Origin of the sequence: Streptococcus oralis (assembly GCF_004127215.1) — a bacterium.
In the GTDB taxonomy this organism is placed as follows: Bacteria; Bacillota; Bacilli; order Lactobacillales; family Streptococcaceae; genus Streptococcus; species Streptococcus oralis_BD.
Map to the genome: position 1 here is coordinate 18755 of NZ_QEWJ01000008.1, position 25729 is coordinate 44483.

General features: G+C 42.5%; 28 protein-coding genes and 1 pseudogene. 25 read left to right on the top strand and 4 right to left on the bottom strand.

Features of this window, described 5'->3' with window-relative positions; genetic code table 11:
* Positions 1 to 17: 17 nt before the first annotated feature.
* A complete protein-coding gene (locus tag DF216_RS06940) occupies positions 18 to 1403 on the top strand; it encodes a Cof-type HAD-IIB family hydrolase (protein WP_129326375.1) in 1386 nt (461 codons plus the stop codon).
* A gap of 38 nt (positions 1404 to 1441) precedes the next feature.
* On the opposite strand, the gene DF216_RS06945 is transcribed toward DF216_RS06940, so the two are convergent.
* Positions 1442 to 1894: a universal stress protein gene (locus DF216_RS06945; RefSeq protein ID WP_061454433.1), complete on the bottom strand. Its 453-nt coding sequence runs from the start codon at positions 1892 to 1894 to the stop codon at positions 1442 to 1444.
* Positions 1895 to 2236: 342 nt separating this feature from the next.
* On the opposite strand from DF216_RS06945, the gene DF216_RS06950 reads away from it, so the two are divergent.
* Positions 2237 to 3451, top strand: a complete 1215-nt coding sequence (locus tag DF216_RS06950) for a pyridoxal phosphate-dependent aminotransferase (protein WP_125827913.1) — start codon at positions 2237 to 2239, stop codon at positions 3449 to 3451.
* A 144-nt stretch (positions 3452 to 3595) separates the two neighbouring features.
* A complete protein-coding gene (rpmH, locus tag DF216_RS06955) occupies positions 3596 to 3730 on the top strand; it encodes a 50S ribosomal protein L34 (RefSeq protein WP_000831905.1) in 135 nt (44 codons plus the stop codon).
* A 182-nt stretch (positions 3731 to 3912) separates the two neighbouring features.
* Here the strand turns inward: rpmH and DF216_RS06960 are convergent, their stop codons facing one another.
* Positions 3913 to 5757 carry an APC family permease gene (locus DF216_RS06960; RefSeq protein WP_129326376.1) on the bottom strand — a complete coding sequence of 615 codons (1845 nt, stop codon included), beginning with the start codon at positions 5755 to 5757 and terminating at the stop codon, positions 3913 to 3915.
* A 151-nt stretch (positions 5758 to 5908) separates the two neighbouring features.
* Here DF216_RS06960 and DF216_RS06965 point away from each other — a divergent pair, with 151 nt between their 5' ends.
* The 15 genes and pseudogenes from DF216_RS06965 to pflA all read left to right on the top strand — a co-directional run bounded on the left by DF216_RS06965 (position 5909) and on the right by pflA (position 19362).
* Positions 5909 to 6685: a TatD family hydrolase gene (locus DF216_RS06965; protein ID WP_129326377.1), complete on the top strand. Its 777-nt coding sequence runs from the start codon at positions 5909 to 5911 to the stop codon at positions 6683 to 6685.
* Positions 6682 to 7245, top strand: a complete 564-nt coding sequence (rnmV, locus tag DF216_RS06970; protein ID WP_084971049.1) for a ribonuclease M5 — start codon at positions 6682 to 6684, stop codon at positions 7243 to 7245. The genes DF216_RS06965 and rnmV overlap by 4 nt, the downstream gene beginning before the upstream one ends.
* Positions 7246 to 7256: 11 nt before the next feature.
* Positions 7257 to 8111, top strand: a complete 855-nt coding sequence (locus DF216_RS06975; RefSeq protein WP_084975999.1) for an SDR family NAD(P)-dependent oxidoreductase — start codon at positions 7257 to 7259, stop codon at positions 8109 to 8111.
* A 218-nt stretch (positions 8112 to 8329) separates the two neighbouring features.
* A pseudogene (locus tag DF216_RS06980) lies at positions 8330 to 9724 on the top strand (SseB family protein).
* 7 nt (positions 9725 to 9731) lie between these two features.
* Entirely contained in the window at positions 9732 to 10067 is a 336-nt protein-coding gene (locus DF216_RS06985) for a hypothetical protein (protein WP_129326378.1), read from the top strand.
* A gap of 143 nt (positions 10068 to 10210) precedes the next feature.
* On the top strand, positions 10211 to 10945 hold the full coding sequence (locus DF216_RS06990) for a dimethyladenosine transferase (RefSeq protein WP_129326379.1): 735 nt from the start codon (positions 10211 to 10213) through the stop codon (positions 10943 to 10945).
* A gap of 12 nt (positions 10946 to 10957) precedes the next feature.
* Positions 10958 to 11830, top strand: a complete 873-nt coding sequence (gene rsmA / locus DF216_RS06995; protein WP_129326380.1) for a 16S rRNA (adenine(1518)-N(6)/adenine(1519)-N(6))-dimethyltransferase RsmA — start codon at positions 10958 to 10960, stop codon at positions 11828 to 11830.
* A 1-nt stretch (position 11831) separates the two neighbouring features.
* On the top strand, positions 11832 to 12710 hold the full coding sequence (gene rsgA / locus DF216_RS07000; protein WP_129326381.1) for a ribosome small subunit-dependent GTPase A: 879 nt from the start codon (positions 11832 to 11834) through the stop codon (positions 12708 to 12710).
* Between the two features lie 10 nt (positions 12711 to 12720).
* Entirely contained in the window at positions 12721 to 13377 is a 657-nt protein-coding gene (gene rpe / locus DF216_RS07005) for a ribulose-phosphate 3-epimerase (RefSeq protein WP_129326382.1), read from the top strand.
* Positions 13340 to 14002, top strand: coding sequence for a thiamine diphosphokinase (locus DF216_RS07010; RefSeq protein WP_129326383.1), 663 nt, complete (start codon positions 13340 to 13342; stop codon positions 14000 to 14002). Before rpe ends, DF216_RS07010 begins: the two co-directional genes overlap by 38 nt.
* A 1-nt stretch (position 14003) precedes the next feature.
* Positions 14004 to 15260, top strand: coding sequence for a DNA recombination protein RmuC (gene rmuC, locus DF216_RS07015; protein WP_164979017.1), 1257 nt, complete (start codon positions 14004 to 14006; stop codon positions 15258 to 15260).
* On the top strand, positions 15250 to 16191 hold the full coding sequence (locus DF216_RS07020) for a 3'-5' exoribonuclease YhaM family protein (RefSeq protein WP_129326385.1): 942 nt from the start codon (positions 15250 to 15252) through the stop codon (positions 16189 to 16191). The genes rmuC and DF216_RS07020 overlap by 11 nt, the downstream gene beginning before the upstream one ends.
* A gap of 104 nt (positions 16192 to 16295) precedes the next feature.
* The gene (purR, locus tag DF216_RS07025) at positions 16296 to 17123 is read left to right on the top strand and encodes a pur operon repressor (protein WP_002874197.1); all 828 of its coding nucleotides are present in this window, start codon (positions 16296 to 16298) and stop codon (positions 17121 to 17123) included.
* A gap of 66 nt (positions 17124 to 17189) precedes the next feature.
* Positions 17190 to 18446: a diaminopimelate decarboxylase gene (locus tag DF216_RS07030; RefSeq protein ID WP_129326386.1), complete on the top strand. Its 1257-nt coding sequence runs from the start codon at positions 17190 to 17192 to the stop codon at positions 18444 to 18446.
* A gap of 121 nt (positions 18447 to 18567) precedes the next feature.
* On the top strand, positions 18568 to 19362 hold the full coding sequence (gene pflA / locus DF216_RS07035) for a pyruvate formate-lyase-activating protein (protein ID WP_001288281.1): 795 nt from the start codon (positions 18568 to 18570) through the stop codon (positions 19360 to 19362).
* Positions 19363 to 19433: 71 nt separating this feature from the next.
* Here the strand turns inward: pflA and yidC are convergent, their stop codons facing one another.
* Together yidC and DF216_RS07045 are read right to left on the bottom strand one after the other, a co-directional pair.
* Positions 19434 to 20357, bottom strand: a complete 924-nt coding sequence (yidC, locus tag DF216_RS07040) for a membrane protein insertase YidC (protein WP_129326420.1) — start codon at positions 20355 to 20357, stop codon at positions 19434 to 19436.
* A gap of 77 nt (positions 20358 to 20434) precedes the next feature.
* Positions 20435 to 20713 (bottom strand): acylphosphatase, encoded by a 279-nt coding sequence (locus DF216_RS07045; protein ID WP_001174610.1) that lies wholly within the window; start codon positions 20711 to 20713, stop codon positions 20435 to 20437.
* Between the two features lie 33 nt (positions 20714 to 20746).
* On the opposite strand from DF216_RS07045, the gene DF216_RS07050 reads away from it, so the two are divergent.
* The 7 genes from DF216_RS07050 (at position 20747) to DF216_RS07080 (ending at position 25717) form a co-directional block, all read left to right on the top strand.
* Positions 20747 to 21487: a TrmH family RNA methyltransferase gene (locus DF216_RS07050; RefSeq protein ID WP_129326387.1), complete on the top strand. Its 741-nt coding sequence runs from the start codon at positions 20747 to 20749 to the stop codon at positions 21485 to 21487.
* 54 nt (positions 21488 to 21541) lie between these two features.
* Entirely contained in the window at positions 21542 to 22225 is a 684-nt protein-coding gene (locus tag DF216_RS07055; protein WP_129326388.1) for a Bax inhibitor-1/YccA family protein, read from the top strand.
* 110 nt (positions 22226 to 22335) lie between these two features.
* On the top strand, positions 22336 to 23328 hold the full coding sequence (asnA, locus tag DF216_RS07060) for an aspartate--ammonia ligase (RefSeq protein WP_129326389.1): 993 nt from the start codon (positions 22336 to 22338) through the stop codon (positions 23326 to 23328).
* Between the two features lie 64 nt (positions 23329 to 23392).
* Entirely contained in the window at positions 23393 to 23932 is a 540-nt protein-coding gene (gene rsmD, locus DF216_RS07065) for a 16S rRNA (guanine(966)-N(2))-methyltransferase RsmD (protein WP_125827898.1), read from the top strand.
* On the top strand, positions 23922 to 24410 hold the full coding sequence (gene coaD / locus DF216_RS07070) for a pantetheine-phosphate adenylyltransferase (protein ID WP_129326390.1): 489 nt from the start codon (positions 23922 to 23924) through the stop codon (positions 24408 to 24410). The genes rsmD and coaD overlap by 11 nt, the downstream gene beginning before the upstream one ends.
* Complete coding sequence (locus DF216_RS07075; protein ID WP_129326391.1) at positions 24394 to 25431, top strand: SepM family pheromone-processing serine protease; 1038 nt, start codon at positions 24394 to 24396, stop codon at positions 25429 to 25431. The genes coaD and DF216_RS07075 overlap by 17 nt, the downstream gene beginning before the upstream one ends.
* A 55-nt stretch (positions 25432 to 25486) precedes the next feature.
* On the top strand, positions 25487 to 25717 hold the full coding sequence (locus tag DF216_RS07080; RefSeq protein ID WP_125827896.1) for a DUF1146 family protein: 231 nt from the start codon (positions 25487 to 25489) through the stop codon (positions 25715 to 25717).
* Positions 25718 to 25729: the final 12 nt, after the last annotated feature.

The window sequence follows — 25729 nt, forward strand, 5'->3', positions numbered from 1 at the left end:
GGGGGGAATGGGATAGGATGGAAGTCAAAGCTGTTTTTTTTGATATCGATGGAACGCTAGTCAACGATCGTAAGAGTGTTTTGAAATCCACTAAGGACGCGATTAAGATTGTGAAAGAACAAGGGGTGCTTGTTGGAGTGGCGACAGGACGGGGGCCTTTCTTTGTCAAGGAATTGATGGAGGATTTAGATCTGGATTTTGCAATAACTTATAACGGACAATATATTTTTAATAAAGAAAAAGTCTTATTTGCTAGCCCGATTGCTAAGTCAAGTCTACGTCAACTGATTGCTTATGCTAAAAAGGAGCGTAAAGAAATTGCTTTTGGAACCGAGCATGCAGTTGTTGGCTCCAAAATTATGTCCTTTGGTCTCGGATCCTTTTCACAGCTGGTTAGCCGTTTTATCCCGACTGTCTTAACAAGAACCGTTAGCCGTTCCTTTAATCGAATGGTTAGCAAGGCAGTCCCTCAAAAGGAAGATGACCTGCTTCGTTTGATTAATGAGCCAATCTATCAAGTGTTAATGCTGATGACTCCTGAAGAATCTGAGAAAGTTGCAAGTGATTTTGAAGATTTGAAATTGACTCGAAGCAATCCCTTCGCTGCAGATATCATCAACCAAGGGAATTCGAAATTAGAAGGTATTCGTCTAGTTGGGAAAGAGTATGGTTTTGACCTCAACCAAGTCATGGCTTTCGGAGATTCAGACAATGACTTGGAAATGTTGGCAGGTGTCGGCATGTCTGTGGCTATGGGAAATGGCAGTAGCAGCGTCAAAGAAGTTGCTAAGCACATTACTGCAAGTAACCAACAAGATGGTATCCACAAGGCGCTCGAGCATTTTGGTGTTTTAGCAGCAGAAAAGGTATTTGTCAGTCGGGACTACCACTTCAATAAGGTCAAAACCTTCCACCACACGATGGATGAACGAACCCAAGAAGAGCCTAAGGCCTGGGATGTTGAAGGGGCAACCCACCGTGCAGACTTTAAAATTGAAGAATTAGTGGAGTTTGTTCGCGCAGCAAGTTATTCAGAGGAAGAATTCCAGCAGTCGCTTGCAAGTATGCATGAGGCGATTGATAAGGCTGCAGAGAAAGTGGTGAAAAAGATACCGGCCCAAAAAGATTTGATTGGACAAGTCGATGCCTTGATTGATATACTTTACTTTACCTATGGTAGTTTTGTCTTGATGGGAGTGGATCCGGAACGTATCTTTGATATTGTTCATGAAGCGAATATGGGGAAAATCTTCCCTGATGGAAAAGCACATTTTGATCCAGTTACGCATAAAATCTTAAAACCAGATGACTGGGAGGAGAAGTATGCTCCAGAAGCTGCTATTAGAAAAGAAATTCAACGACAAGTCAAGGCTTATGAGCGCCACAAAGAAAAACAGAAATAAGTCATAAAAAAAGGAGCACGGAGCTCCTTTTTTTATAATTACAACGTTTTTTCTCTTTCTCTCACGACCAGCAAGTCGACTTTCGCATGGCGGAGAATGTATTCAGATGAAGAGCCAACCAAGAGGCGTTCAAAGGCATTGAGTCCTGTTGCGCCAACGAGAATCAGGTCAACCCCTTCAGCGTCGGGAATAGTGCGGGCAAGGAGGGTTTTTGGATTTCCCATTTCGATGACGATGTGAATATCAGTCACACCAGCATCTCTTGCGCGCTTTTCGTATTCCTTCATCAGACTTTCAGCGTCGACTTGGAGTTCTTCGTAAACTTCAGCATCAAAGGTAGACACGCTTTGAAGAGCGCGTGTGTCAATAACATGAGCAATGGTGAGCTTGGATTCGTTGCGTAGAGCAGTATAAACACCCTTGACGAAAGCCAAGTCCGCTTCTTTAGAACCATCAATTGCGACCATAACATTTTGGTAACGTTGTGCCATAATGAAACCTCCTGAAATTTTCTTACTGTTATTGTAACCCTTTTCACTAAAAAAGTAAAGTAAAAAAATATAAACGCATTAAAAGGTTCGACTTTACTAAACTTGGATATTTATGGAGTAATTTTATGGAAATAGAGTCTATGAAATGTAAAAAATGTATTTACATCTATCCCAGGATAATCTCTTTTAGGACAAATGAGACTTTGTTAAATCTTGTTGTATTTCATTGGTATGATTTTTAGTAAGGTTTTACTATTTTCTGCACCCCTCTCTTTCAGGAAACTTGTCGCAATCCCTTTCTAGTGGTATAATGTTACTATCTCTATGAATTGAGGAAACAAGATGAAAGAATATAACAAGTCTAGTAAGTTAGAGCATGTTGCATATGATATCCGTGGCCCTGTTTTGGAAGAAGCTATGCGGATGCGAGCAAACGGAGAAAAGATTTTACGTCTGAATACAGGAAATCCAGCAGAATTTGGCTTTACAGCGCCAGACGAGGTCATTCATGACTTGATTATGAATGCGCGTGATAGTGAGGGATATTCTGATTCCAAAGGGATTTTTTCAGCCCGTAAGGCCATCATGCAGTATTGCCAACTGAAGAAATTCCCTAATGTGGACATTGATGATATCTACCTTGGAAATGGTGTCAGTGAGCTGATTGTTATGTCCATGCAAGGGCTTTTGGATAATGGCGATGAGGTCTTGGTGCCTATGCCAGACTATCCTCTCTGGACAGCCGCGGTCAGCCTAGCTGGGGGAAATGCCGTTCACTATATCTGTGATGAAGCTGCAGAATGGTACCCAGATATTGACGATATTAAGTCAAAAATTACTTCCAATACCAAGGCAATCGTTCTTATCAATCCGAACAACCCAACTGGAGCCCTTTATCCTAAGGAACTCTTGTTGGAGATTATTGAGATTGCTCGTCAAAACGATTTGATCATCTTTGCGGATGAAATTTATGATCGCATGGTGATGGATGGGCATGTGCATACGCCTGTGGCGAGCTTGGCACCTGATGTTTTCTGTGTCAGCATGAATGGTTTGTCAAAATCTCACCGTATCGCTGGTTTCCGTGTAGGATGGATGGTCTTGTCTGGTCCTAAGCACCATGTCAAGGGCTATATCGAAGGGCTCAATATGCTATCCAATATGCGTCTTTGTTCTAACGTTTTGGCCCAGCAAGTCGTACAAACTTCACTAGGTGGGCACCAGTCAGTGGATGAATTGCTCCTTCCTGGTGGACGGATCTACGAGCAAAGAAACTTCATTTACAACGCTATCCAAGATATCCCAGGTTTGTCTGCGGTCAAGCCGAAGGCGGGTCTTTATATCTTCCCTAAAATTGACCGTAATATGTACCGCATCGATGATGATGAGCAGTTTGTCCTCAATTTCTTGAAACAAGAAAAGGTTCTCTTGGTTCATGGTCGCGGTTTTAACTGGAAGGAACCAGACCATTTCCGTATCGTTTACCTTCCTCGTGTGGACGAATTGGCGCAAATCCAAGAAAAGATGACACGTTTCTTGAGTCAGTATCGTAGATAGGGCTTTCATAGGAAAAGCTAGAAAACATTTGCTTGGAGCTATTGACAAAAGTGGCAGAATCAGATAGAATAGTAAAGTATGTTTAGTAACTGATCACTTTATAGCCGGCTAAACGAATACAAAATCTATGAGGAGGTATTCATCGTGAAACGTACTTATCAACCAAGTAAACTTCGTCGTGCGCGCAAACACGGATTCCGTAACCGTATGTCAACTAAAAACGGTCGTCGCGTATTGGCAGCTCGTCGTCGTAAAGGACGCAAAGTTTTGGCTGCATAATCCAAACGAATTCAACAAAGAAGTCAGTAGGAACTCGAGTCTACTGACTTTTCTTTTTATCTTACATAGTGAATTGTCCATGAAATCGTCCATTTCAACTGAAATTCATAGAGGGCTTATTTAAAAGATCACATATAGAAAAACTCAAAACCAGATATAAGTTATTGATTTTGAGTTTTTGTTTATTCTTTTAAGTGATAAGAGTAGCTAGCGACAACGACATCTTCGTGCCATCTGAGAGCGTATTTCAGTTTGAGGCTCATTTGATTGTGCAGGATATTTTGCCAAGGCTTGTTTGGGATAAACTGTGGGACGAGGACTGTAACGGTATAGTTTTTTTGCTTGGCTTCTTGGGCGACTCGTTTGACATACTTGACGCTAGGGGTGATGATGTTTCGGTAGCTGGTGGTGATATTTTTCAGAGTGATATTTGGGAAGTAATCGGCAAATTCCTGAAGAATTTCTTGGTCTTTTTCAGCCGTTTCTTTAGTAGAAATGTGCATGGCCAACACTTCGTCACCGATACTTTGAGCGTAGTTAATGGCTCCTACGCTTACCCGAGTGACATTCCCTACTAGGACAAGGACAAGGTTGCCGTCATAAGTGCGTTTTTGGATTCCTTCGTAGAGTCGTAGTTGTTTTGCCACTTTTTGATAATGACTGTGGATGGACAAAAATAGGAAGGTCAAAACTAGGATAATTGGGAAGAATGGCCAGATATCACCTAGTCTGAAGAGGAGTAAAATGAGGACAATGGCATAACAAATGATGGCCCCAAGAATATTAGCAAAGGCAGGTTTTAAGAAGTTTGCTCCTTTTTCCTTTTTCCAATGACGAATCATTCCAGTCTGAGATAGGGCAAAGGGAACGAAGACCCCGATAGTATAAAGAGGGATCAAGCGTTCAGTATTCCCATTAAAAATGAGAAGAAGGATCATAGCTCCAAAAGCCAGAGTTAAGATACCGTTGGAGTAGCCAAGGCGATCCCCTTTTTCCATAAAGAGATGAGGCATGTACTTATTTTTTGCCATATTGTAGGCCAGCATAGGGAAGGCTGAAAAGCCAGTATTTGCAGCTACGGCTAGAATCAAGGCTGTCGAGAACTGGAAGAGATAGTAGCTAGCATGACCAAAGAATGAATCACCAAGAATGCCCTTGGCCATTTGCGAGAGGATGGTTTCTCCGTGTTGAGGCGTGATACCCATCCAGTAGTTTAGGAAGGTAATGCCTGCAAAAAGAAATCCTAAAATCAGCGACATGATGGTCAAAGTCTGAGCAGCATTCTTTTCTTTCGGAGTTTTAAAAAATGGTACCGCATTTGAAATAGCTTCAACCCCTGTCAGAGAGGCAGAGCCACTGGTAAAGGCTCTTAGTAGGAGAACGATGGAAAGGCTCGGAACAGTTTGTCCAATGGTTGAAGTCGCCTGATAGTTTAGGGAACCTGTAAATAGTTGAAAGAACCCATAAAGCAAGAGAAAGACGGTACTGAAGATAAAGAGGTAGACGGGAATCATCAGAGAGCTGGCAGATTCTTTCAATCCTCTTAAATTCAAGAGCATGAGCAGGCAGACTAGGAAAATAGAGATATGAAGATTATAAGGATGGAGGGCAGGGATGGCTGCAGTAATCGCATCAGCTCCAGACGCAACGGATACGGCTACTGTCAGCATATAGTCAACAAGGAGGCTGCCTCCTGCAATCAAGCCTAGTTCGGGGGAGAGATTTTCCCGAGTGACCATATAAGCTCCTCCGCCTTGAGGATAGGCGTGTATGATTTGGCGATAGGAAATGGTCAAACTAGCGAGGAGTAAAAGGACAAAAATACCGATAGGGAGGCTCCACCAAATAGCGAGAGGAGAGAGGCTAACTAAAACGAGAATGACTTGTTCAGGTCCATAGGCAATAGAAGACAGGGCATCACTGGATAACATTGCAAGTGCCTGCATTTTCCCTAATAATCCCCCTTCGCCGTCTGTGAGAGACTTGAGTGGCCGACCGATAAAGGTATATTTTAATTTTCTAAACATTTTCTTTTCCTTTGCTGAAAATTTCAATAAGTGTTATTATACTGCTTTGAAAAAAGGCAGTCAAGGGAGAACGATTGGTAGTAGAATATTTTTACAAGCCGAGGGATGCTATTTTTGGTATAATAGATGGAAGAAAATGAGGTTAGAAGAGATGATTTTTGATACACACACACATTTAAATGTAGAGGAATTTGCAGGACGTGAGGCAGAAGAAATCTCCTTGGCTGCTGAGATGGGTGTGACGCAGATGAATATTGTTGGTTTTGATAAACCGACAATTGAGCGGGCCCTAGAGTTGGCAGATGAGTATGAGCAACTCTACGCAACGATTGGCTGGCATCCGACTGAAGCAGGAACTTACAGTGACGAGGTCGAAGCTTACTTGCTTGAAAAGTTAAAACATCCCAAAGTTGTTGCTCTGGGTGAGATTGGTCTGGACTACCATTGGATGACAGCACCTAAGGAAGTGCAGGAGCAGGTTTTTCGTCGTCAGCTTCAGCTGTCTAAGGACTTGGATTTGCCCTTTGTCGTCCACACGCGAGACGCTTTAGAAGATACCTATGAGATTATCAAGAGTGAGGGTGTTGGTCCTCGTGGTGGGATTATGCATTCATTTTCAGGCTCTCTCGAGTGGGCTGAGAAGTTTGTTGAGCTTGGCATGACCATTTCTTTCTCAGGAGTGGTGACCTTTAAGAAAGCGACGGATATTCAAGAAGTTGCTAGAGAACTTCCTTTGGATAAAATACTCGTTGAGACAGATGCCCCTTACTTGGCACCTGTTCCCAAGCGTGGTCGTGAAAACAAGACAGCCTACACCCGCTATGTGGTGGACTTTATCGCCGACTTGCGTGGGATGACGACAGAAGAATTAGCTGCTGTGACAAGTGCTAATGCAGAGCGTATTTTTGGATTGGAAAAGCGATCATGAAAGAAAAAATTTCCCAAGTCATCGTAGTCGAAGGACGGGATGATACGGCCAATCTCAAACATTACTTTGACGTAGAGACCTATGAGACACGAGGATCGGCTATCAATGACCAGGATATAGAGCGCATTCGTCGCCTGCATGACTTGCATGGAGTCATTGTCTTTACAGATCCTGACTTTAACGGTGAGCGGATTCGTCGCATGATTATGACAGCCATTCCGACAGTGCAACATGCCTTTCTCAAACGGTATGAAGCGGCTCCCAAGTCCAAGACCAAGGGGCGTTCTCTGGGGATCGAACACGCCAGCTATGAGGACCTGAAAACAGCGCTGGCTCAGGTGACAGAGCAATTTGAAAACGAGAATGAGTTTGACATTAATCGTAGTGACTTGATTCGACTTGGTTTCCTAGCGGGAGCAGACAGTCGTAAGCGCCGAGAATATCTGGGCGAACAGCTCCGCATCGGCTATTCCAATGGCAAGCAACTCCTCAAGCGTTTAGAGTTGTTTGGTGTGACCTTGGCAGAAGTGGAAGAAGTGATGGCTAAGTATTCAGTCTAAGGGAGTCAGAAATGAAAAGAGTGATTATTACGGGTGGCAATAGTGGTATTGGCTACCAGGCTGCAAAACAATTAGCTGAAAAGGGATGGTCGGTGACTCTCTTTTGTAGACGGGAAGAAGCTGCCGAGCAAGCTTGTGAGGAAATTCGTCAACAGACAGGAAATCGACATGTAGATTATATCTTGGTTGATCTATCTGATATGAAGAGTGTCAGGAAAGCAGTGGAACAGTATATTCAAAAAGAAGACGTTCTAGACGTTCTAATTAACAATGCAGCTGACTTTGATTTGTCAGTCAAAAAGCCCATCCTGACTAAGGATGGTTTGGAAAAGCAATTTGCGACCAATGTTGCCGCCCCTTTCTTGCTGTCTATCTTGTTGAAAGGTTTGTTGGAAAGATCTGAGAGTGGTCGGATTATTAATATTTCTTCCCAAGGGCTGATGCTTTATCCTTTCATGAAGCTTGATTTTGAAAATTTAGCTGGTCAAAAACATTATAGTTCTGCCAAGACCTATTATCAGAATAAACTGGCCTTGTTGATACTGTCACTTTATATGCGAGAACATTGGAAAGGCATCAAGATTCAGGCAATTCGTGTGACCAATGTCAAAGTAGATATGAGCCGTTACAATCACCTCAGCGCTTTTATGAAAAATCTGTATAAAATTAAGTCAAGATTTTCGATTAGTCCTGAAGAAATGGCGAAAGTCTATACAGCCTTATCTACAGAAGAACTCTATGAAGGATTTTTGTATGACGAGAAATGCAAGGAAGTAAAAGCAAATGTATCTGCTTACGAAGAAGAGGAGCAAGAAAAACTCTATTCTTTGCTTGAGCACCTGACTTTTTCAAGAGACAATCCATAAAGGATGAGAAAAATAAATTTCATGGACTGCTTCAATAGTGGAAGGAAATTCAGATATCTAAATCTGTTTGGAGAGTCCTGAAAAGTGATAACAATAACCAGATAACCCGAAAATATAAGGGGAATGTGTTACAATAGAGGTAGTAGCATACGCTTCAACTATACTCAATGACATGCCTGATAAAATCAGCACTTGGGTAAAATTAATGAGGAAAAGTAATGGGAATCTTTGATTTTTTTAAAAAGACAGAAGTACAGAAGGCAACAGAAGAAACCAAAGGAGATGCTTGTCTAGGTGTTTTAGGCTTCTTCCCGATGAAAGAAAAGAGGGAATTACTGATTGCTGCGACCTTGGAAGGAAGTTTGACAGTTGGTGATCGTCTTCAGTTTTGCAATCCTGATCAAGGTATGGATGTTCTTGAAACTGTAGTTGTAAAAAAACTTACTTGCCAAAACAAGGATGTGGAGTCCCTGAGCGATGAGGAGTTCGTTTATCTAGAGATCGATATGCTTCCCTCTTTAGCTAAGTTAAAAAAGGGAAGTGTGCTCTATAGTCATGGTGTAGATGAAGAGAAGCGTTTATCTAGCTATTCTTACGCTCTCTATCGAGCTTTTGTGACGATCCAAGAAGGTAAAGTAAGCGATGAGGACTATCAGGATCTTAGTCTTGATGATAGTATCGAAATTTTACAGGCCTTTTTATAGGATTGCCGTCAAAAACCAAAAAGTGAAGAGAGCAATCAAGAAAATACTCGTAAGTCAGAGCGTCTAGCAGAAATTGTCAAGGACAAGTTGCTAGAAGCAGATTCGATTTATGCAGTTTATTCAGAAAATACTGGGGAATCTTATCTTTTCTCAACTACATATGATAGAGGTGACGAAGGCTATCTATGCACTAACCCAATGATTATGGTATTTACACCTCGTTGGTATCATCAGTATAAAGAAGTAATAGAAAAACAATTAAACTCAGATATAAAACTGATTGAAAATACGGAAGATAAAAAAGGAATTGAGAATTTTCTTGGGACAGCTTTTTACTTGAATGGTGCTTTAGGAGCATTCTTTAATACCAAAGAAGTTAGTATAAGTTCTTCTATTTTAGTTCAAAAACCAGATTTTTCAGACTTGCCAGAGATACAAGTTCCTGTTATGAATCCTGATATCATGAGATGGATGCTTTTGATGGGACAGATGGATAGACCGACTACAGAAGAGGAAGAATTAATTTATAAACTCTATTATAAGTTCTTTTCAATGGCACTGCCAAAAGCTAAATTCCTACTTCCTATAAATGCAACATCAGGATTTCCTGAGACTAGTAAGGAAAGTGATTCTCATATTTTAGAAGAATCTGCTAAATTTAATATTCCGACTAGAGAAGGGAAAAATGGGCGGAATTCAGTTTCAGTGTTCACTGATTGGAAACGTTTTCGAATGGTTTTTGATGAAAATTGGAACGCTATGATTGAAAACGCTGGAGGTATGGTCGAAGTCTTTGATTATGCCATTAACCAGACTGAGTATTATAAAGCGGGTGTTTACGTCAGTGATAAAGCGTTTAAAGAAATGCAACAGTTCAGTGAGGAACTAGAAGGAAGAGCTAAAGGTTAAACAAAGGATGAAAATAATCGTTGATAGAGATTCTGTCTGTATGGGGGATGATGTTTTGCCTCATAGGGTAGAACTTGAAGTTCCTGAGGATATGACGGTGAAAGATTTTTTTGATTTTCTAGAAATGGAACGTTACCTACCTTCTGTCCAAGGGAATAATGTTGCCTGGGAACTTCGTAATAGAAACGGGGAACATGGAGTTTATTTCACCAAAACACGAGAAATCATTCATCCCAATGCACTCCTAAAAGAGATGGTAGAAGGATTTGATGGGACCCCCTTATTTGTTTTGCTCTATCATTGTACTCCAGAAGCTTACTATATTAGAAAAGAGAATAGATAAGAAGTGCGGATTATAGCGTGACTAAGGCCAAGCTATATATGCATTGACTTTTTGGTCACAAGTGGCGATCTAAACAGTTGGTCCTGTTTGGAGTGACTTTGACGTAAGGTAAAACCTTCATAAAAATGGTGAAAGGAAACGATATGGCAAATAGAAGCTATATTTATTTAAAAAACGGGAAAGATGTACGTATTTTAACGGAGGGAGTTTACACTATTCCTTATTTTTGGCAATTATTCTGGGATGAAAAAGATGTGCGAATGCCTAATATTCTATGGAAGAAATTTAATATCTTACTTCCTATTGAAAAATTCCAGAAAAAGGCCATCAAAAATCGTTCCTTTTTAGAACAGAACGCTCCTCAGACCTTGCAATTATATGATGATTTTGTTCGCTATGTTCTTGCAAATGTCAAAGCAGGTGACATGCTAGGGTTTGATATTTTAGAAGTTGCTGATATGGATGGATTGACTATAGCTTCGCGTAAGCTTATAAAAAATATCCGAGCCATTCAGGAAAATCAACCCCAAGAATTGGATTTTTCTTTAACCGAAAAGAACGTAATTTGGTCTGCTATGGGATTTCCTGATTATTATGCCTCAAAATTGTTGCCAAAAGATAATATTCTAGACTCGGTTGCCTACCAAGATGAATTGAAGAAAATACAAGGGCAAAAAGAGAAGCAAGAACAAGACCCAGAAGATACACAAGCGCAAGCCCCAGAAAATAAGCAAGAACCACGCAAAGAAGATGAGAAAGTGCTTGATGAGACTGGTGCCGAATCTAAAGAGGACGAATACCATATTCCTTTTAGATTTTGGATACTCTTGGCGCTAGTAATTATTTGGATTTACAGATTGTTTTTAGCTAACAAATAGAAAAGAGAATAAATGAGAATTGCAGATTATAGCGTGACCAAGGCAGTGCTGGAGCGTCACGGTTTTACTTTTAAAAAGTCCTTCGGGCAGAATTTCCTGACGGATACCAATATCCTTCAAAAAATTGTCGATACAGCTGAAATTGATGACCGGGTCAATGTTATCGAAATCGGGCCAGGTATTGGTGCCTTGACCGAGTTTTTGGCTGAGCGTGCAGCTCAAGTTATGGCCTTTGAGATTGACCACCGTTTGGTACCGATTTTGGCAGATACCTTGCGTGATTTTGACAATGTAACAGTGGTCAACGAGGACATTCTCAAGGTCGATTTGGCGCAGCATATCCAGAATTTCAAAAATCCTGAATTGCCGATTAAGGTAGTTGCCAACTTGCCCTACTATATCACAACGCCTATTCTCATGCACTTGATCGAGAGTGGGATTCCTTTTAGTGAGTTTGTCGTCATGATGCAAAAAGAAGTGGCGGATCGCATCTCAGCACAGCCCAATACCAAAGCTTACGGTAGTTTGTCGATTGCTGTTCAATATTACATGACAGCCAAGGTTGCCTTCATCGTGCCTCGTACGGTCTTTGTGCCAGCCCCAAATGTGGACTCAGCCATTTTAAAAATGGTGCGCCGTCCAGAGCCTGCTGTAGCAGTAAAAGATGAGAATTTTTTCTTTAAGGTTTCCAAGGCTAGTTTCACCCATCGTCGTAAGACCTTGTGGAACAACTTAACAGGCTACTTTGGCAAGACTGAGGAAGTTAAGGATAAATTGACCAAGGCTTTGGACCAGGCAGGCTTATCTCCATCTGTGCGTGGGGAAGCTCTCAGCTTAGAAGAGTTTGCCAGCCTAGCAGATGCGCTTAAAGGACAGGGACTCTAAGATGCAGGGACAAATCATTAAAGCCTTAGCAGGATTCTACTATGTAGAGAGTGATGGCCAAGTCTATCAGACACGTGCGCGTGGGAATTTCCGTAAAAAAGGTCACACACCCTACGTCGGAGACTGGGTAGATTTTTCTGCCGAGGAAAATTCAGAAGGTTATATCCTCAAGATTCACGAACGGAAAAATAGTCTGGTCCGTCCGCCTATTGTTAATATTGACCAAGCGGTGGTTATCATGTCGGTCAAGGAGCCGGATTTTAATAGCAATTTGTTGGATCGCTTCTTGGTTCTTTTGGAGCACAAGGGTATCCATCCCATCGTCTATATTTCTAAAATGGATTTGTTAGAAGATAGGGAAGAATTAAGTTTTTACCAACAAACCTATGGTGCTATTGGTTACGACTTTGTGACTAGTAAGGAAGAGCTCTTGCCTCTGTTGACAGACAAGGTTACGGTCTTTATGGGGCAGACTGGTGTCGGAAAGTCAACCCTTCTCAATAAAATCGTACCAGATCTCAATCTTGAAACAGGAGAAATCTCAGACAGTCTAGGTCGTGGTCGCCATACCACTCGGGCTGTTAGCTTTTACAATCTCAATGGTGGGAAAATCGCAGATACACCAGGATTTTCATCGCTGGATTATGAAGTGTCAACGGCTGAAGACCTCAATCAAGCCTTTCCAGAGATTGCCAGTGTCAGTCGAGACTGTAAATTCCGCACTTGTACCCATACCCATGAGCCGTCTTGTGCCGTCAAGCCAGCAGTCGAAGAGGGAGCCGTTGTGGCCTTCCGTTTTGACAACTACCTGCAATTTCTCAGTGAGATTGAAAATCGCAGAGAAACCTATAAAAAAGTCAGTAAAAAAATTCCAAAATAAGGAGAAACCTATGTCTCAATACAAGATTGCTCCGTCAATTCTGGCAGCAGATTATGCCAACTTTGAACGTGAAATTAAACGCCTAGAAGCAACTGGGGCAGAGTATGCCCATATCGATATCATGGATGGGCACTTTGTACCACAAATCAGTTTTGGTGCAGGTGTGGTCGAAGCTCTTCGTCCCCATAGCAAGATGGTCTTTGACTGCCACTTGATGGTCTCTAATCCTGAACACCACTTAGAAGATTTTGCGCGTGCAGGAGCGGATATCATCAGTATCCATGTAGAAGCAACACCCCATATCCATGGAGCCCTCCAAAAAATTCGTTCGCTTGGTGTCAAACCTTCGGTTGTCATCAATCCTGGTACGCCTGTTGAAGCCATTAAGCACGTCCTTCACCTAGTTGACCAAGTCTTGGTCATGACAGTTAATCCTGGCTTTGGTGGTCAAGCTTTTCTGCCTGAAACCATGGACAAGGTTCGTGAGTTGGTTGCCCTTCGTCAGGAAAAAGGTTTGAATTTTGAAATTGAAGTCGATGGCGGTATTGATGACCAGACCATTGCTCAAGCCAAAGAAGCTGGAGCGACCGTTTTTGTAGCAGGATCCTATGTTTTTAAGGGAGATGTCAATGAGCGAGTGCAAACTCTCAGAAAACAACTGGACTAGGGTTGCCGTTTTTGCAGGCGGAGATCGCGGCCACTACCGGACCGATTTTGACTGCTTTGTCGGTGTAGATCGAGGCTCGCTCTGGATCTTGGAAGAAAACCTGCCTCTGGCTCTAGCAGTTGGGGATTTTGACTCTGTGACCGCGGAAGAGCGACAGGTGATTCAAAAACGTGCCCAACATTTTGTCCAAGCCCAGCCAGAAAAGGATGATACGGATCTGGAACTAGCTCTCTTGACCATTTTTGAACAAAATCCTCAGGCTCAGGTGACTATTTTTGGTGCTCTTGGTGGTCGCATCGACCACATGCTGGCCAATGTCTTTTTACCTAGCAATCCCAAGTTGGCGCCCTATATGCGCCAAATAGAAATTGAAGATGGACAAAACTTGCTTGCCTATTGTCCAGAAGGGACCAGCCAGCTTCAACCACGTTCGGACTACGACTATCTAGCCTTTATGCCGGTTCGGGATAGCCAGTTGACCATTCTCGGTGCCAAGTATGAGTTGACAGAGGAAAATTTTTTCTTTAAAAAAGTGTACGCTTCTAACGAATATATAGATAGGGAAGTTTCGGTAACTTGCCCAGATGGCTATGTGGTCATACTCCATAGCAAGGACAGGAGGTAGGATGGAGACTGTATTACTACTATTATTAATTGCCAACCTAGCTGGACTCTTTCTGATTTGGCAAAGGCAGGATAAGCAAGACAAGTACCTAGCCAAGAGCTTGGAGGATCAGGCAGACAATCTTTCAGATCAACTGGATTATCGCTTTGAACAAGCCAGACAAGCCAGTCAGCTGGATCAAAAAGACTTGGAAGTGTCTGTTAGTGACCGTTTGCAAGAAGTGCGAATGGAGTTGCACCAAGGCCTGACGCAAGTCCGTCAAGAAATGACAGATAATCTTTTACAAACTAGGGATAAGACCGACCAACGCCTTCAAGCCCTGCAGGAATCAAATGAGCAACGTTTGGAACAAATGCGCCAGACGGTCGAGGAAAAGTTAGAAAAGACCTTGCAGACACGCTTGCAGGCTTCCTTCGAGACAGTTTCTAAGCAACTGGAGTCGGTCAACCGAGGTTTGGGAGAAATGCAGACAGTTGCCCGTGATGTCGGAGCCCTCAACAAGGCTCTCTCAGGAACCAAGACGCGAGGAATTCTGGGTGAATTGCAACTGGGGCAAATCATCGAGGACATCATGACGCCTGCCCAGTACGAACGAGAATACGCAACGGTTGAAAACTCCAGTGAACGAGTGGAGTATGCCATCAAGTTACCTGGGCAAGGCGATCAGGAAACTGTCTATCTGCCGATTGACTCTAAGTTTCCACTGGCAGATTATTACCGCTTAGAAGAAGCCTATGAAGCAGGTGATAAGGATGAAATCGAACGTTGCCGTAAGTCACTCCTAGCAAGTGTCAAGCGTTTCGCCAAGGATATCAAGAGCAAGTATCTGGCGCCACCTCGGACAACTAATTTTGGAGTCTTGTTTGTTCCGACAGAAGGTCTTTATTCAGAGATTGTCCGCAACCCTATCTTCTTTGATGATTTGAGACGGGAGGAGCAGATTATTGTCGCAGGTCCAAGTACCCTATCAGCCTTGCTTAATTCCTTATCAGTTGGCTTCAAAACCCTCAATATCCAAAAGAGTGCCGACCATATCAGTAAGACCCTTGCTAGCGTCAAGACCGAGTTTGGCAAGTTTGGTGGTATTCTGGTTAAGGCACAAAAACATCTTCAACATGCCTCTGGCAATATTGATGAATTATTAAACCGTCGTACCACAGCTATTGAGCGGACGCTCCGTCACATTGAGTTATCAGAAGGTGAGCCTGCGCTTGATTTACTCCATTTCCAAGAAGATGAGGAAGAATATGAAGATTAGTCACATGAAAAAAGATGAGCTGTTTGAAGGTTTTTACCTGATCAAATCAGCTGACCTAAGACAGACAAGAGCTGGGAAAAACTACCTAGCCTTTACCTTCCAAGATGATAGTGGCGAGATTGAAGGAAAACTCTGGGATGCCCAACCTCATAACGTTGAGGCCTTTACCGCAGGGAAAGTAGTCCACATGCAGGGGCGCAGAGAAGTTTACAATAACACTCCACAGGTAAATCAAATCACCCTTCGTTTGCCTCAGCCTGGGGAACCCAATGATCCAGCTGATTTCAAGGTCAAGTCGCCAGTTGATGTTAAGGAAATCCGTGACTACATGTCGCAAATGATTTTCAAAATTGAAAATCCTGTCTGGCAACGTATCGTTCGCAGTCTCTACTCCAAATATGATAAGGAATTCTACTCCTATCCAGCTGCAAAGACCAACCACCATGCCTTTGAAACGGGTTTGGCCTATCATACAGCGACCATGGTGCGCTTGGCAGATGCCATTAGCGAAATCTATCCTCAGCTCAATAAGAGCCTACTCTATGCGGGGATTATGTTGCATGACTTGGCTAAGGTCATCGAGTTGACGGGACCAGACCAGACCGAGTACACAGTGCGAGGTAATCTTCTTGGACATATCGCTCTAATTGATAGTGAAATTACTAAGACAGTGATGGAGCTTGGTATTGATGATACTAGAGAGGAAGTGGTGCTACTACGCCATGTGATTCTCAGTCACCATGGCTTGCTTGAGTATGGAAGTCCAGTCCGTCCACGCATTATGGAGGCAGAGATTATCCACATGATTGACAATCTAGATGCCAGCATGATGATGATGTCAACAGCTCTGGCTTTGGTGGACAAAGGAGAGATGACCAATAAAATTTTCGCTATGGACAATCGTTCCTTCTATAAACCAGATTTAGATTAATAATTTAAGAAAAACGAGCATTTTTTACGTAATAATGTTCGTTTTTTTATGTGAATGTGGTATAATGGATAAAATATCAAAATTAAATGGAATGGTAAATAGAAATGAAATTAAGAAGAAGTGATCGGATGGTTGTCATTTCCAACTATTTGATTAATAATCCATACAAACTAACCAGTCTCAATACCTTTGCGGAAAAGTACGAATCTGCTAAATCATCCATCTCAGAAGACATCGTGATTATCAAGCGTGCCTTTGAGGAAATTGAAATCGGTCATATCCAGACAGTGACTGGAGCAGGTGGTGGCGTTATCTTTACACCATCCATCTCTAGCCATGAAGCTAAAGAAATGATCGCAGACTTGCGTGATAAGCTTTCAGAAAGTGATCGTATCTTGCCGGGTGGCTACATCTACCTGTCTGATTTGCTCAGTACACCCGCCATTTTGAAAAATATTGGGCGCATCATTGCCAAGAGCTTTATGGACCAAAAAATCGATGCCGTTATGACAGTAGCAACAAAGGGTGTTCCGCTTGCAAATGCAGTTGCCAATGTCCTCAACGTTCCTTTTGTTATCGTGCGTCGTGATTTGAAAATTACTGAAGGATCAACTGTCAGCGTCAACTATGTATCAGGTTCCAGTGGTGATCGCATTGAGAAAATGTTCCTTTCAAAACGCAGCCTCAAGGCAGGCAGTCGTGTCTTGATTGTGGATGACTTCTTGAAAGGTGGAGGAACTGTCAACGGGATGATTAGTCTCTTGCGTGAGTTTGATTCAGAGTTGGCTGGTGTTGCAGTCTTTGCGGATAATGCTCAAGAAGAACGTGAAAAGCAGTTCGATTACAAGTCACTCTTGAAAGTAACCAATATTGATGTCAAGAACCAATCCATCGATGTCGAGATTGGAAATATCTTTGACGAAGACAAATAAGAGATAGAACTAAAGGTTGGAACGATTGTCCCAGCCTTTCTTTGCAGACAGAATAGAAGGATGCCTATGAAAACACCATTTATCAACCGTGAAGATTTGGAAACGATTGTTGCAGAGTTCCCAACTCCCTTTCACTTATATGATGAGAAGGGAATTCGCGAAAAAGCGCGAGCAGTCAACAAGGCCTTTTCTTGGAACAAGGGCTTTAAGGAATATTTTGCAGTCAAGGCTACTCCAACCCCAGCCATCTTGAAAATCCTCAAAGAGGAAAGTTGTGGTGTGGACTGCTCCAGTTATGTGGAGCTCCTGATGAGCCATAAACTTGGATTTGCAGGTCCTGAGATCATGTTCTCATCAAACAACACGCCAGACCAAGAGTACACTTATGCCCATGAATTAGGTGCGACCATAAACTTGGATGCCTTTGAAGACATTGAACATCTGGAGCGGGCTGCAGGTATCCCAGAAACCATTTCCTGTCGTTACAATCCAGGCGGAGTCTTTGAGTTAGGAACAGATATCATGGACAATCCTGGAGAAGCCAAGTTTGGTATGACCAAGGAACAACTCTTTGAAGCCTTTGCTGTTTTGAAGGAAAAAGGAGCCAAGACTTTTGGGATTCACTCTTTCCTAGCATCCAATACCGTGACCCATCTCTACTACCCAGAGTTAGCCCGCCAGCTCTTTGAATTAGCTGTGGAAATCAAAGAAAAATTGGGGATTTCACTGGACTTTATTAACCTTTCTGGCGGAATCGGTGTCAACTATCGCCCAGAACAGGAGCCAAATGATATTGCGATGATTGGTGAGGGTGTGCGTAAGGTTTATGAAGAAGTCCTTACGCCAGCAGGTCTTGGTCAGGTCAAGATTTTCACGGAATTGGGGCGCTTTATGTTGGCACCTCACGGAGTTCTGGTCACAAGAGTCACTCATAAGAAAAAAACTTACCGTACCTATCTGGGTGTGGATGCCTCAGCAGTCAATCTCATGCGCCCAGCCATGTACGGTGCCTACCACCATATTACCAATCTCACCCATCCAGACGGTCCCGTCGAGGTTGTAGATGTGGTCGGGTCGCTCTGTGAAAACAATGATAAATTTGCTGTTAACCGCAAACTACCTCATACAGAAATCGGTGATTTGCTGGTGATTCATGATACAGGTGCACATGGATTCTCTATGGGTTATCAGTATAATGCCAAACTACGCTCGGCAGAAATCCTCTATACCGAAGAAGGAAAAGCCCGCCAAATCCGCCGTGCAGAGCGCCCTGAGGACTATTTTGCAACCTTGTATGGTTTTGATTTTGAATCGGATCATTAAAAGAAATTGAAAATGAAAGTGAAAAACAGATTACTTTCTAAAAAATAGACAAAAAAACCTTGTTTTTCACCTTACTCGTGATATAATAAAACTATAAAACGGTTTCAAGGAAGGTGACGGTATGTCTGAAGAAACAATTGACTATGGACAAGTGACAGGAATGGTGCATTCGACAGAGAGTTTTGGGGCGGTAGATGGCCCTGGGATTCGTTTTATTGTCTTTTTGCAGGGTTGTCACATGCGTTGCCAGTACTGCCATAACCCAGACACATGGGCTATGGAGACCAATAAATCACGCGAACGGACAGTAGATGATGTCTTGACAGAAGCTCTTCGCTACCGTGGATTCTGGGGAGACAAGGGAGGAATCACTGTCAGTGGTGGAGAGGCCCTCTTGCAGATTGATTTCTTGATTGCCCTCTTTACCAAGGCCAAGGAAAAAGGAATCCACTGTACCTTGGACACCTGTGCCCTTCCATTCCGTAACAAGCCACGTTATCTCGAAAAGTTTAATAAACTCATGGCTGTGACAGACTTGGTTCTCTTAGATATCAAGGAAATCAACGAAGAACAGCACAAGATTGTAACCAGCCAAACCAATAAGAACATTTTGGCCTGTGCCCAGTACCTATCAGATATTGGGAAGCCTGTTTGGATTCGCCACGTGCTGGTTCCAGGTTTGACAGACAGAGATGAGGACTTGATCGAACTCGGTAAGTTTGTCAAGACCCTCAAAAATGTTGACAAGTTTGAAATCCTACCTTATCACACTATGGGAGAATTCAAGTGGCGTGAACTTGGTATTCCTTATTCGCTCGAAGGGGTCAAACCTCCAACAGCAGACCGTGTCAAGAATGCCAAGGAATTGATGGATACAGAAAGTTACCAAGACTACATGAAACGTGTTCATGGATAAAAAAGAAGCCTGATGGGAACATCGGGCTTTTGTGATGCAAAAGGACTTAGCCTTTCAGCTAAGCCTTTTTCTTATTTTCTAGAATGTTGTTTTCCAGCATTGCGTTTTTTATGCTTCTTATTGGTTGTGATAGCCTGAGGCTGCTTAGGAGTTACATCTTTTCTTGTACCTGCAGAAGGGCTGACTTTCGGAGGGTTCTTTTCGTATTCTTCACGTACTTTTTGACGAAGTTTTGGGCGAACGACATAGTTGACGATAAACTGTTGAAGAATCATCATGAAACCACCGACAACCCAGTAAAGTGTCACACTGGCTGGTGCGAAGAGGGAGAAGACGACAATCATGAGTGGGCTCATGTAAATCATTTTCTTGAGTTGATCTCTTTGCATCTCGTCTTCTACTCCGTGAAGTGAAAGGAGTGATTGGAGATAGTAGAGGATACCAGCGAAGGCGACAAGGAGCAGACTTGGTGAACCAAGATTGATACCCAAGAAGGTAGAACTAGCTACCCCATCAGTATACTGGGCTGCAAAGTAGATAGCAGAGAAGAAAGGCATTTGAATGAGGATAGGGAAACAACCTACACCACCGAACATGCTGATGCCGTGTTCTTTCTGAGCAGCAAAGAGAGCCTGTTGTGCTTCTAGTTTTTCTTCCTGAGTTGTTGCCTCTTTAAGGCGTGTTTGATGTGGTTCGAGCACATGTTTGAGAGCATTCATCTTTTCAGAGTGAAGCGTTGCCTTCCATGATTGGTAGATACCAAGTGGCAAGATAATCAAACGCACAATAATGGTTACGATGATAATAGCGACACCAAAACCAAGACCCTGGTCGTTGGCAAAGTACTTGATAGCCTCAGCCATAGGTGCTCCGATGGTATTCCAAATCAATCCTGTGGGTTGTCCTGTTGCTTTGTCTACTTGGACACAGCCTGTCAAGACGAGTAGCATAGCCACTCCCATAGCAGAGAGGGCAAAACGTTTAATAGATTTCAATGTTTTCATTCCTTCTTTAAAAATTATACCTTTCTATTCTACTGTTTTTTTGTAAAATATACAATAGTTCTGGAGACCTAATTTGCGACTTTGAAGTCTGAATAGGATGAAAAGTTGCTCATTTGCACATCTAGATAGGTAACTTTTGAAAAAGGCGTTGGTCCTTTACGGATTTCTTGGATAAATTTTGCCATAGTGGCGGAGGACTCTGCCTGAGCGAGAATTTCTACTGTACCATCGTCGTTATTCCAGACACGACCAGTGATGCCACCGATTTCAAGCGCTAGAGTAACAACACCCCAACGGAAACCAACACCCTGCACCCTGCCTTGGGCAATCATTCGAACCTTTTGCATACTAAACCCCTTTGATTGTGTTATAATGTTTCTATGACTATTATAACCTCAAAAGCCAATTCAGTGGTAAAAAATGCCAAGAAATTGCATCAAAAAAAATATCGAAAGTCTGCCTATTTGATTGAAGGTTGGCACTTATTCGAAGAAGCTGTTCAAGCTGGAGTGACGATTGAAAAGATCTTTGCCCTAGAAAGTTACCGAGATCAGCTAGCTGCCTTTCCTCAAACTATCTGGGTTTCAGAGGAGATTTTGCTGGATTTAGCAGATACGCAAACCCCTCAAGGCATTGTCGCAGTTATTCAAAAAGAAGAAGTGGGGCTGCCTGATTTTAGTCAGGGTAAGTTTCTATTTTTAGAAGATGTCCAAGATCCTGGTAATGTGGGTACCATGATTCGGACTGCGGATGCTGCAGGTTTTACAGGGGTCATTGTTTCAGACAAGTCAGCAGATATCTACAGTCTTAAGACCCTGCGTTCCATGCAAGGAAGTCATTTTCACTTGCCCATCTATCGTATGTCTCTTGCTTCCTTTATAGAAGAGACTAAGAAGACTGCTATGCCCATTCTGGCAACGACCTTATCGAGAGATTCCAAGGATTATCGTGAGCTTTCTCCCCTAGAAGACTTTGCTTTAGTCATGGGGAATGAAGGACAGGGGATTAGTCCTATCATGGCTGAAAGTGCCAATCAGCTGGTCCATATTGGTATGAAAGGTCGAGCAGAGAGTCTCAATGTGGCAGTTGCCGCAGGCATTTTGATGTTTTATTTCAGCTAATTTAAAAAAACTTTGTTATAATCAAGATATAGTTATAGAAAAAGGAGAATCAGAATGAATCAAACAATTATTCAAGAACGTTCAGGTCTCAATCAATTTTACGCTAAGGTTTATGCCTTTGTAGGGATTGGAATTGGACTATCAGCTCTGGTGTCAGCTTTGATGTTGACAGTCTTTCAGACTCAATTGACTTACTTTTTAATGCATGGCCGTCTCTGGTTGATGATTGCAACTTTTGCAGAACTTGCTCTGGTATTTGTTGCAAGTAGCATGGCTGCAAAAAATAGCCCAGCAGCTCTGCCAGTATTTCTAGTATACTCCCTACTGAATGGCTTCACCCTTAGCTTTGTCGTAGCCTTCTATACACCGGGAACAGTTTTGTCAGCCTTTGTATCCAGCGCTCTTCTCTTCTTTGTCATGGCGGCAATCGGGATTTTCACCAAGAAGGATTTGAGTGGAATGGGACGAGCTTTGATGGCGGCGCTTGTTGGTCTCATCATTGCCATGGTTGTGAATCTATTTTTAGCCAATAGCTTCTTTGACTACATGATTAGTATTGCCATGGTCTTGGTTTTCTCTGGTTTGATTGCTTGGGATAATCAAAAGATTCGCTATGTTTATGAGCAGTCACGAGGACAAGTAGCGACAGGTTGGATCATCTCAATGGCACTCAGCATTTACCTAGACTTTATCAACCTCTTCCTTAGCATTTTACGAATCTTTGGTCGGAACGATTAAAAATCTATAGAGTCAGTGTTCGAAAGAGCACTGACTTTTTCTTATTTATTCTTTTCTTTTCTTGGAAATAGGTGTATAATGCTTTTAATTAATTTTTTGAGGAGTAGCTTATGAAGAAAAGTTTTATCCAGCAACAAGAAGAAATTTCCTTTGTCAAAAACACTTTTACCCAGTATTTGAAAGATAAGTTAGAAGTTGTCGAAGTTCAAGGTCCTATCTTGAGTAGGGTCGGCGATGGGATGCAGGATAACCTTTCAGGTGTTGAAAATGCAGTAACTGTGAAGGTCTTGCAAATTCCAGATGAAACCTACGAGGTCGTTCATTCACTTGCTAAATGGAAACGCCATACCTTGGCTCGTTTTAGTTTCGGTGAGGGTGAGGGTCTATTTGTTCACATGAAGGCCCTTCGTCCAGACGAAGATTCACTTGATGCGACCCACTCTGTTTATGTAGACCAGTGGGACTGGGAAAAAGTGATTCCAAACGGACAACGCAATATCGCTTATCTTAAAGAAACGGTTGAAAAGATTTACAAGGCTATTCGTCTGACAGAGCTAGCAGTAGAAGCTCGCTATGATATCGAATCGATCTTGCCAAAACAAATCACCTTTATCCATACAGAAGAGTTGGTAGAACGTTACCCAGACTTGACACCAAAAGAGCGTGAAAATGAAATCTGTAAAGAGTTTGGTGCAGTCTTCTTGATTGGTATCGGTGGCGAGTTGCCTGATGGCAAACCTCATGATGGCCGTGCGCCTGACTACGATGACTGGACAACAGAGTCTGAAAATGGTTACAAGGGGTTGAATGGCGATATTCTCGTTTGGAACGAATCTCTTGGGTGTGCTTTTGAACTTTCATCAATGGGGATTCGGGTAGATGAGGATACCCTCCGTCGCCAAGTGGCTCTTACAGGAGACGAAGATCGTCTGGAGTTGGAATGGCATAAAGCTCTGCTTAACGGCCTTTTCCCACTGACAATCGGTGGGGGTATCGGACAGTCTCGTATGGCCATGTTCCTTCTTCGTAAGAAACACATCGGAGAGGTTCAGACCAGTGTCTGGCCTCAAGAAGTTCGCGATACGTACGAAAATATTTTGTAGAGAATCGAACCGTAAGGTTCGGTTTTCTTTCTCTTTTTGTCTATAATTTGGTATAATAAACGATATGAAAATCGTATCAGGAATCTATGGGGGGCGTCCTCTCAAGACGCTAGAAGGAAAGACGACGAGGCCGACATCTGATAAGGTGAGAGGAGCTGTCTTTAACATGATTGGTCCTTATTTTGAGGGTGGTCGTGTCTTGGATCTCTATGCTGGCAGCGGCGGTCTGTCTATTGAAGCTGTGTCAAGAGGGATGTCCAGTGCTGTCTTAGTGGAACGGGATCGAAAGGCCCAAGCAGTTATCGCTGAAAATATCAATATGACTAAGGAAATTTCCAAATTTCAGCTCTTAAAGATGGAAGCTGACCGTGCTCTAGAACAAGTCGGAGGGACATTTGATCTGGTCTTTTTAGACCCTCCCTATGCAAAAGAACAAATCGTTGCAGATATCGAAAAAATGGCAGAAAGAAATCTCTTCTCCCAAGAGATCATGGTTGTCTGCGAAACCGATAAGTCTGTAGAACTTCCAGAAGAAATTGCCTGCTTAGGCATCTGGAAGGAAAAAATATATGGGATTAGTAAGGTGACAGTCTATGTCAGATAAAATTGGATTATTTACAGGTTCATTTGATCCGATGACAAATGGACATCTGGATATCATTGAACGTGCCAGTAAACTCTTTGATAAGCTCTATGTTGGGGTTTTCTACAATCCCCACAAACAAGGTTTTCTCCCTGTTGAAAATCGCAAACGAGCAGTTGAAAAAGCCGTAGCGCATTTAGAAAATGTAGAGGTCCTAGCTTCTCACGACCAATTAGTTGTTGATGTTGCAAGAAAACTGGGAGCTAAAACTCTTGTCCGTGGCTTGCGGAATGCAACCGACTTACAATACGAGTCTAGTTTTGATTACTACAATCATCAACTGGCTCCAGAAATCGAAACCATTTACCTATATAGTCGCCCAGAGCATCTTTATATTAGCTCTTCAGCTATGAGAGAACTTCTGAAGTTTGGTCAGGAGATTCAGCAATATGTCCCAAACAGTGTTGTGGAGGAATTAGAACATGAAGAAAAAAACTAGATGGCCCTTATATGTCATCCTAGCACTAGTATTGACTTTTTTAGCCTTTGTAGTACCTTTACCTTACTACATAGAAGTTCCAGGTGGAGCGGAAGATATTCGCCAAGTTTTAAAAGTCAATGAAACAGAAGATACAGAAGCAGGAGCTTACCAGTTTGTAACAGTCGGTATTCGACATGCGACCCTGTCGCATCTTGTCTATGCTTGGTTAACACCATTTACGGATATTAGAAGTGCCAAGGAGACAACGGGTGGTTCTACGGATGCAGAGTTTATGCGGATCAATCAGTTCTATATGCAAACATCCCAAAACATGGCTAAGTATCAAGGTTTGAAGACGGCTGGTAAGGATATCGAACTCAAGTACCTGGGAGTTTATGTCTTAACCGTGACGGACAATTCAACTTTTAAGGGTATTCTGAACATTGCGGATACCGTGACGGCTGTTAATGATAAGACCTTTGATAGTTCCAAAGACTTAGTTGATTATGTCAACTCTCAAAAATTAGGAGATCCAGTCAAGGTAACCTACGAAGAAGACGGAAAAGTTAAGACTGCTGAAGGTAAAATTATCACTCTCGAAAACGGGAAAAACGGGATTGGGATTGGCTTGATTGACCGTACGGAAGTGACAAGTGATGTTCCAATTCGTTTCTCCACAGCTGGTATTGGCGGGCCGAGTGCAGGTCTCATGTTTAGTCTAGCTATCTACACCCAGATAGCAGATCCAGGCCTTCGTAATGGTCGTATCGTTGCGGGAACGGGAACTATTGATCGGGACGGAAATGTTGGCGACATTGGTGGAATTGACAAAAAAGTAGTTGCAGCCTCTCGTCAGGAAGCGAACGTCTTTTTTGCTCCTGACAATCCAGTCACCGAGGAAGCGAAAAAAGCAGATCCCAATGCGAAAAGCAACTATGAAACAGCCCTAGAAGCTGCTAAAACAATCAAGACAGAGATGAAAATCGTTCCTGTTAAAACCTTGCAGGATGCGATTGATTACCTTAAAAACAATCCCTAATCCGTAGAAAAATCGAAAACTAGCGCGCAAGCGGATAAGATGGTATAATAGTCAAATGGTTCAATTATTATTCACCCTAAGTAGTCATATACTCTTTATTTATTTGAGTTTTTACCTTTTGAAGGATCTTGTGAGATGGGAAAAGGTGTTAAAAGTAACTGCTGCTAACGCAAAAAAAGTTCGTTTGTTGGTAGGTTTCTTTAGTATTGTAATGGGCTACATCTTAAGTTCATTCTTTATCAGTTTGTACCAACTGTGGCAAGAAGCGCTTAGAGGACTATTATAAAATCAAAAGTAA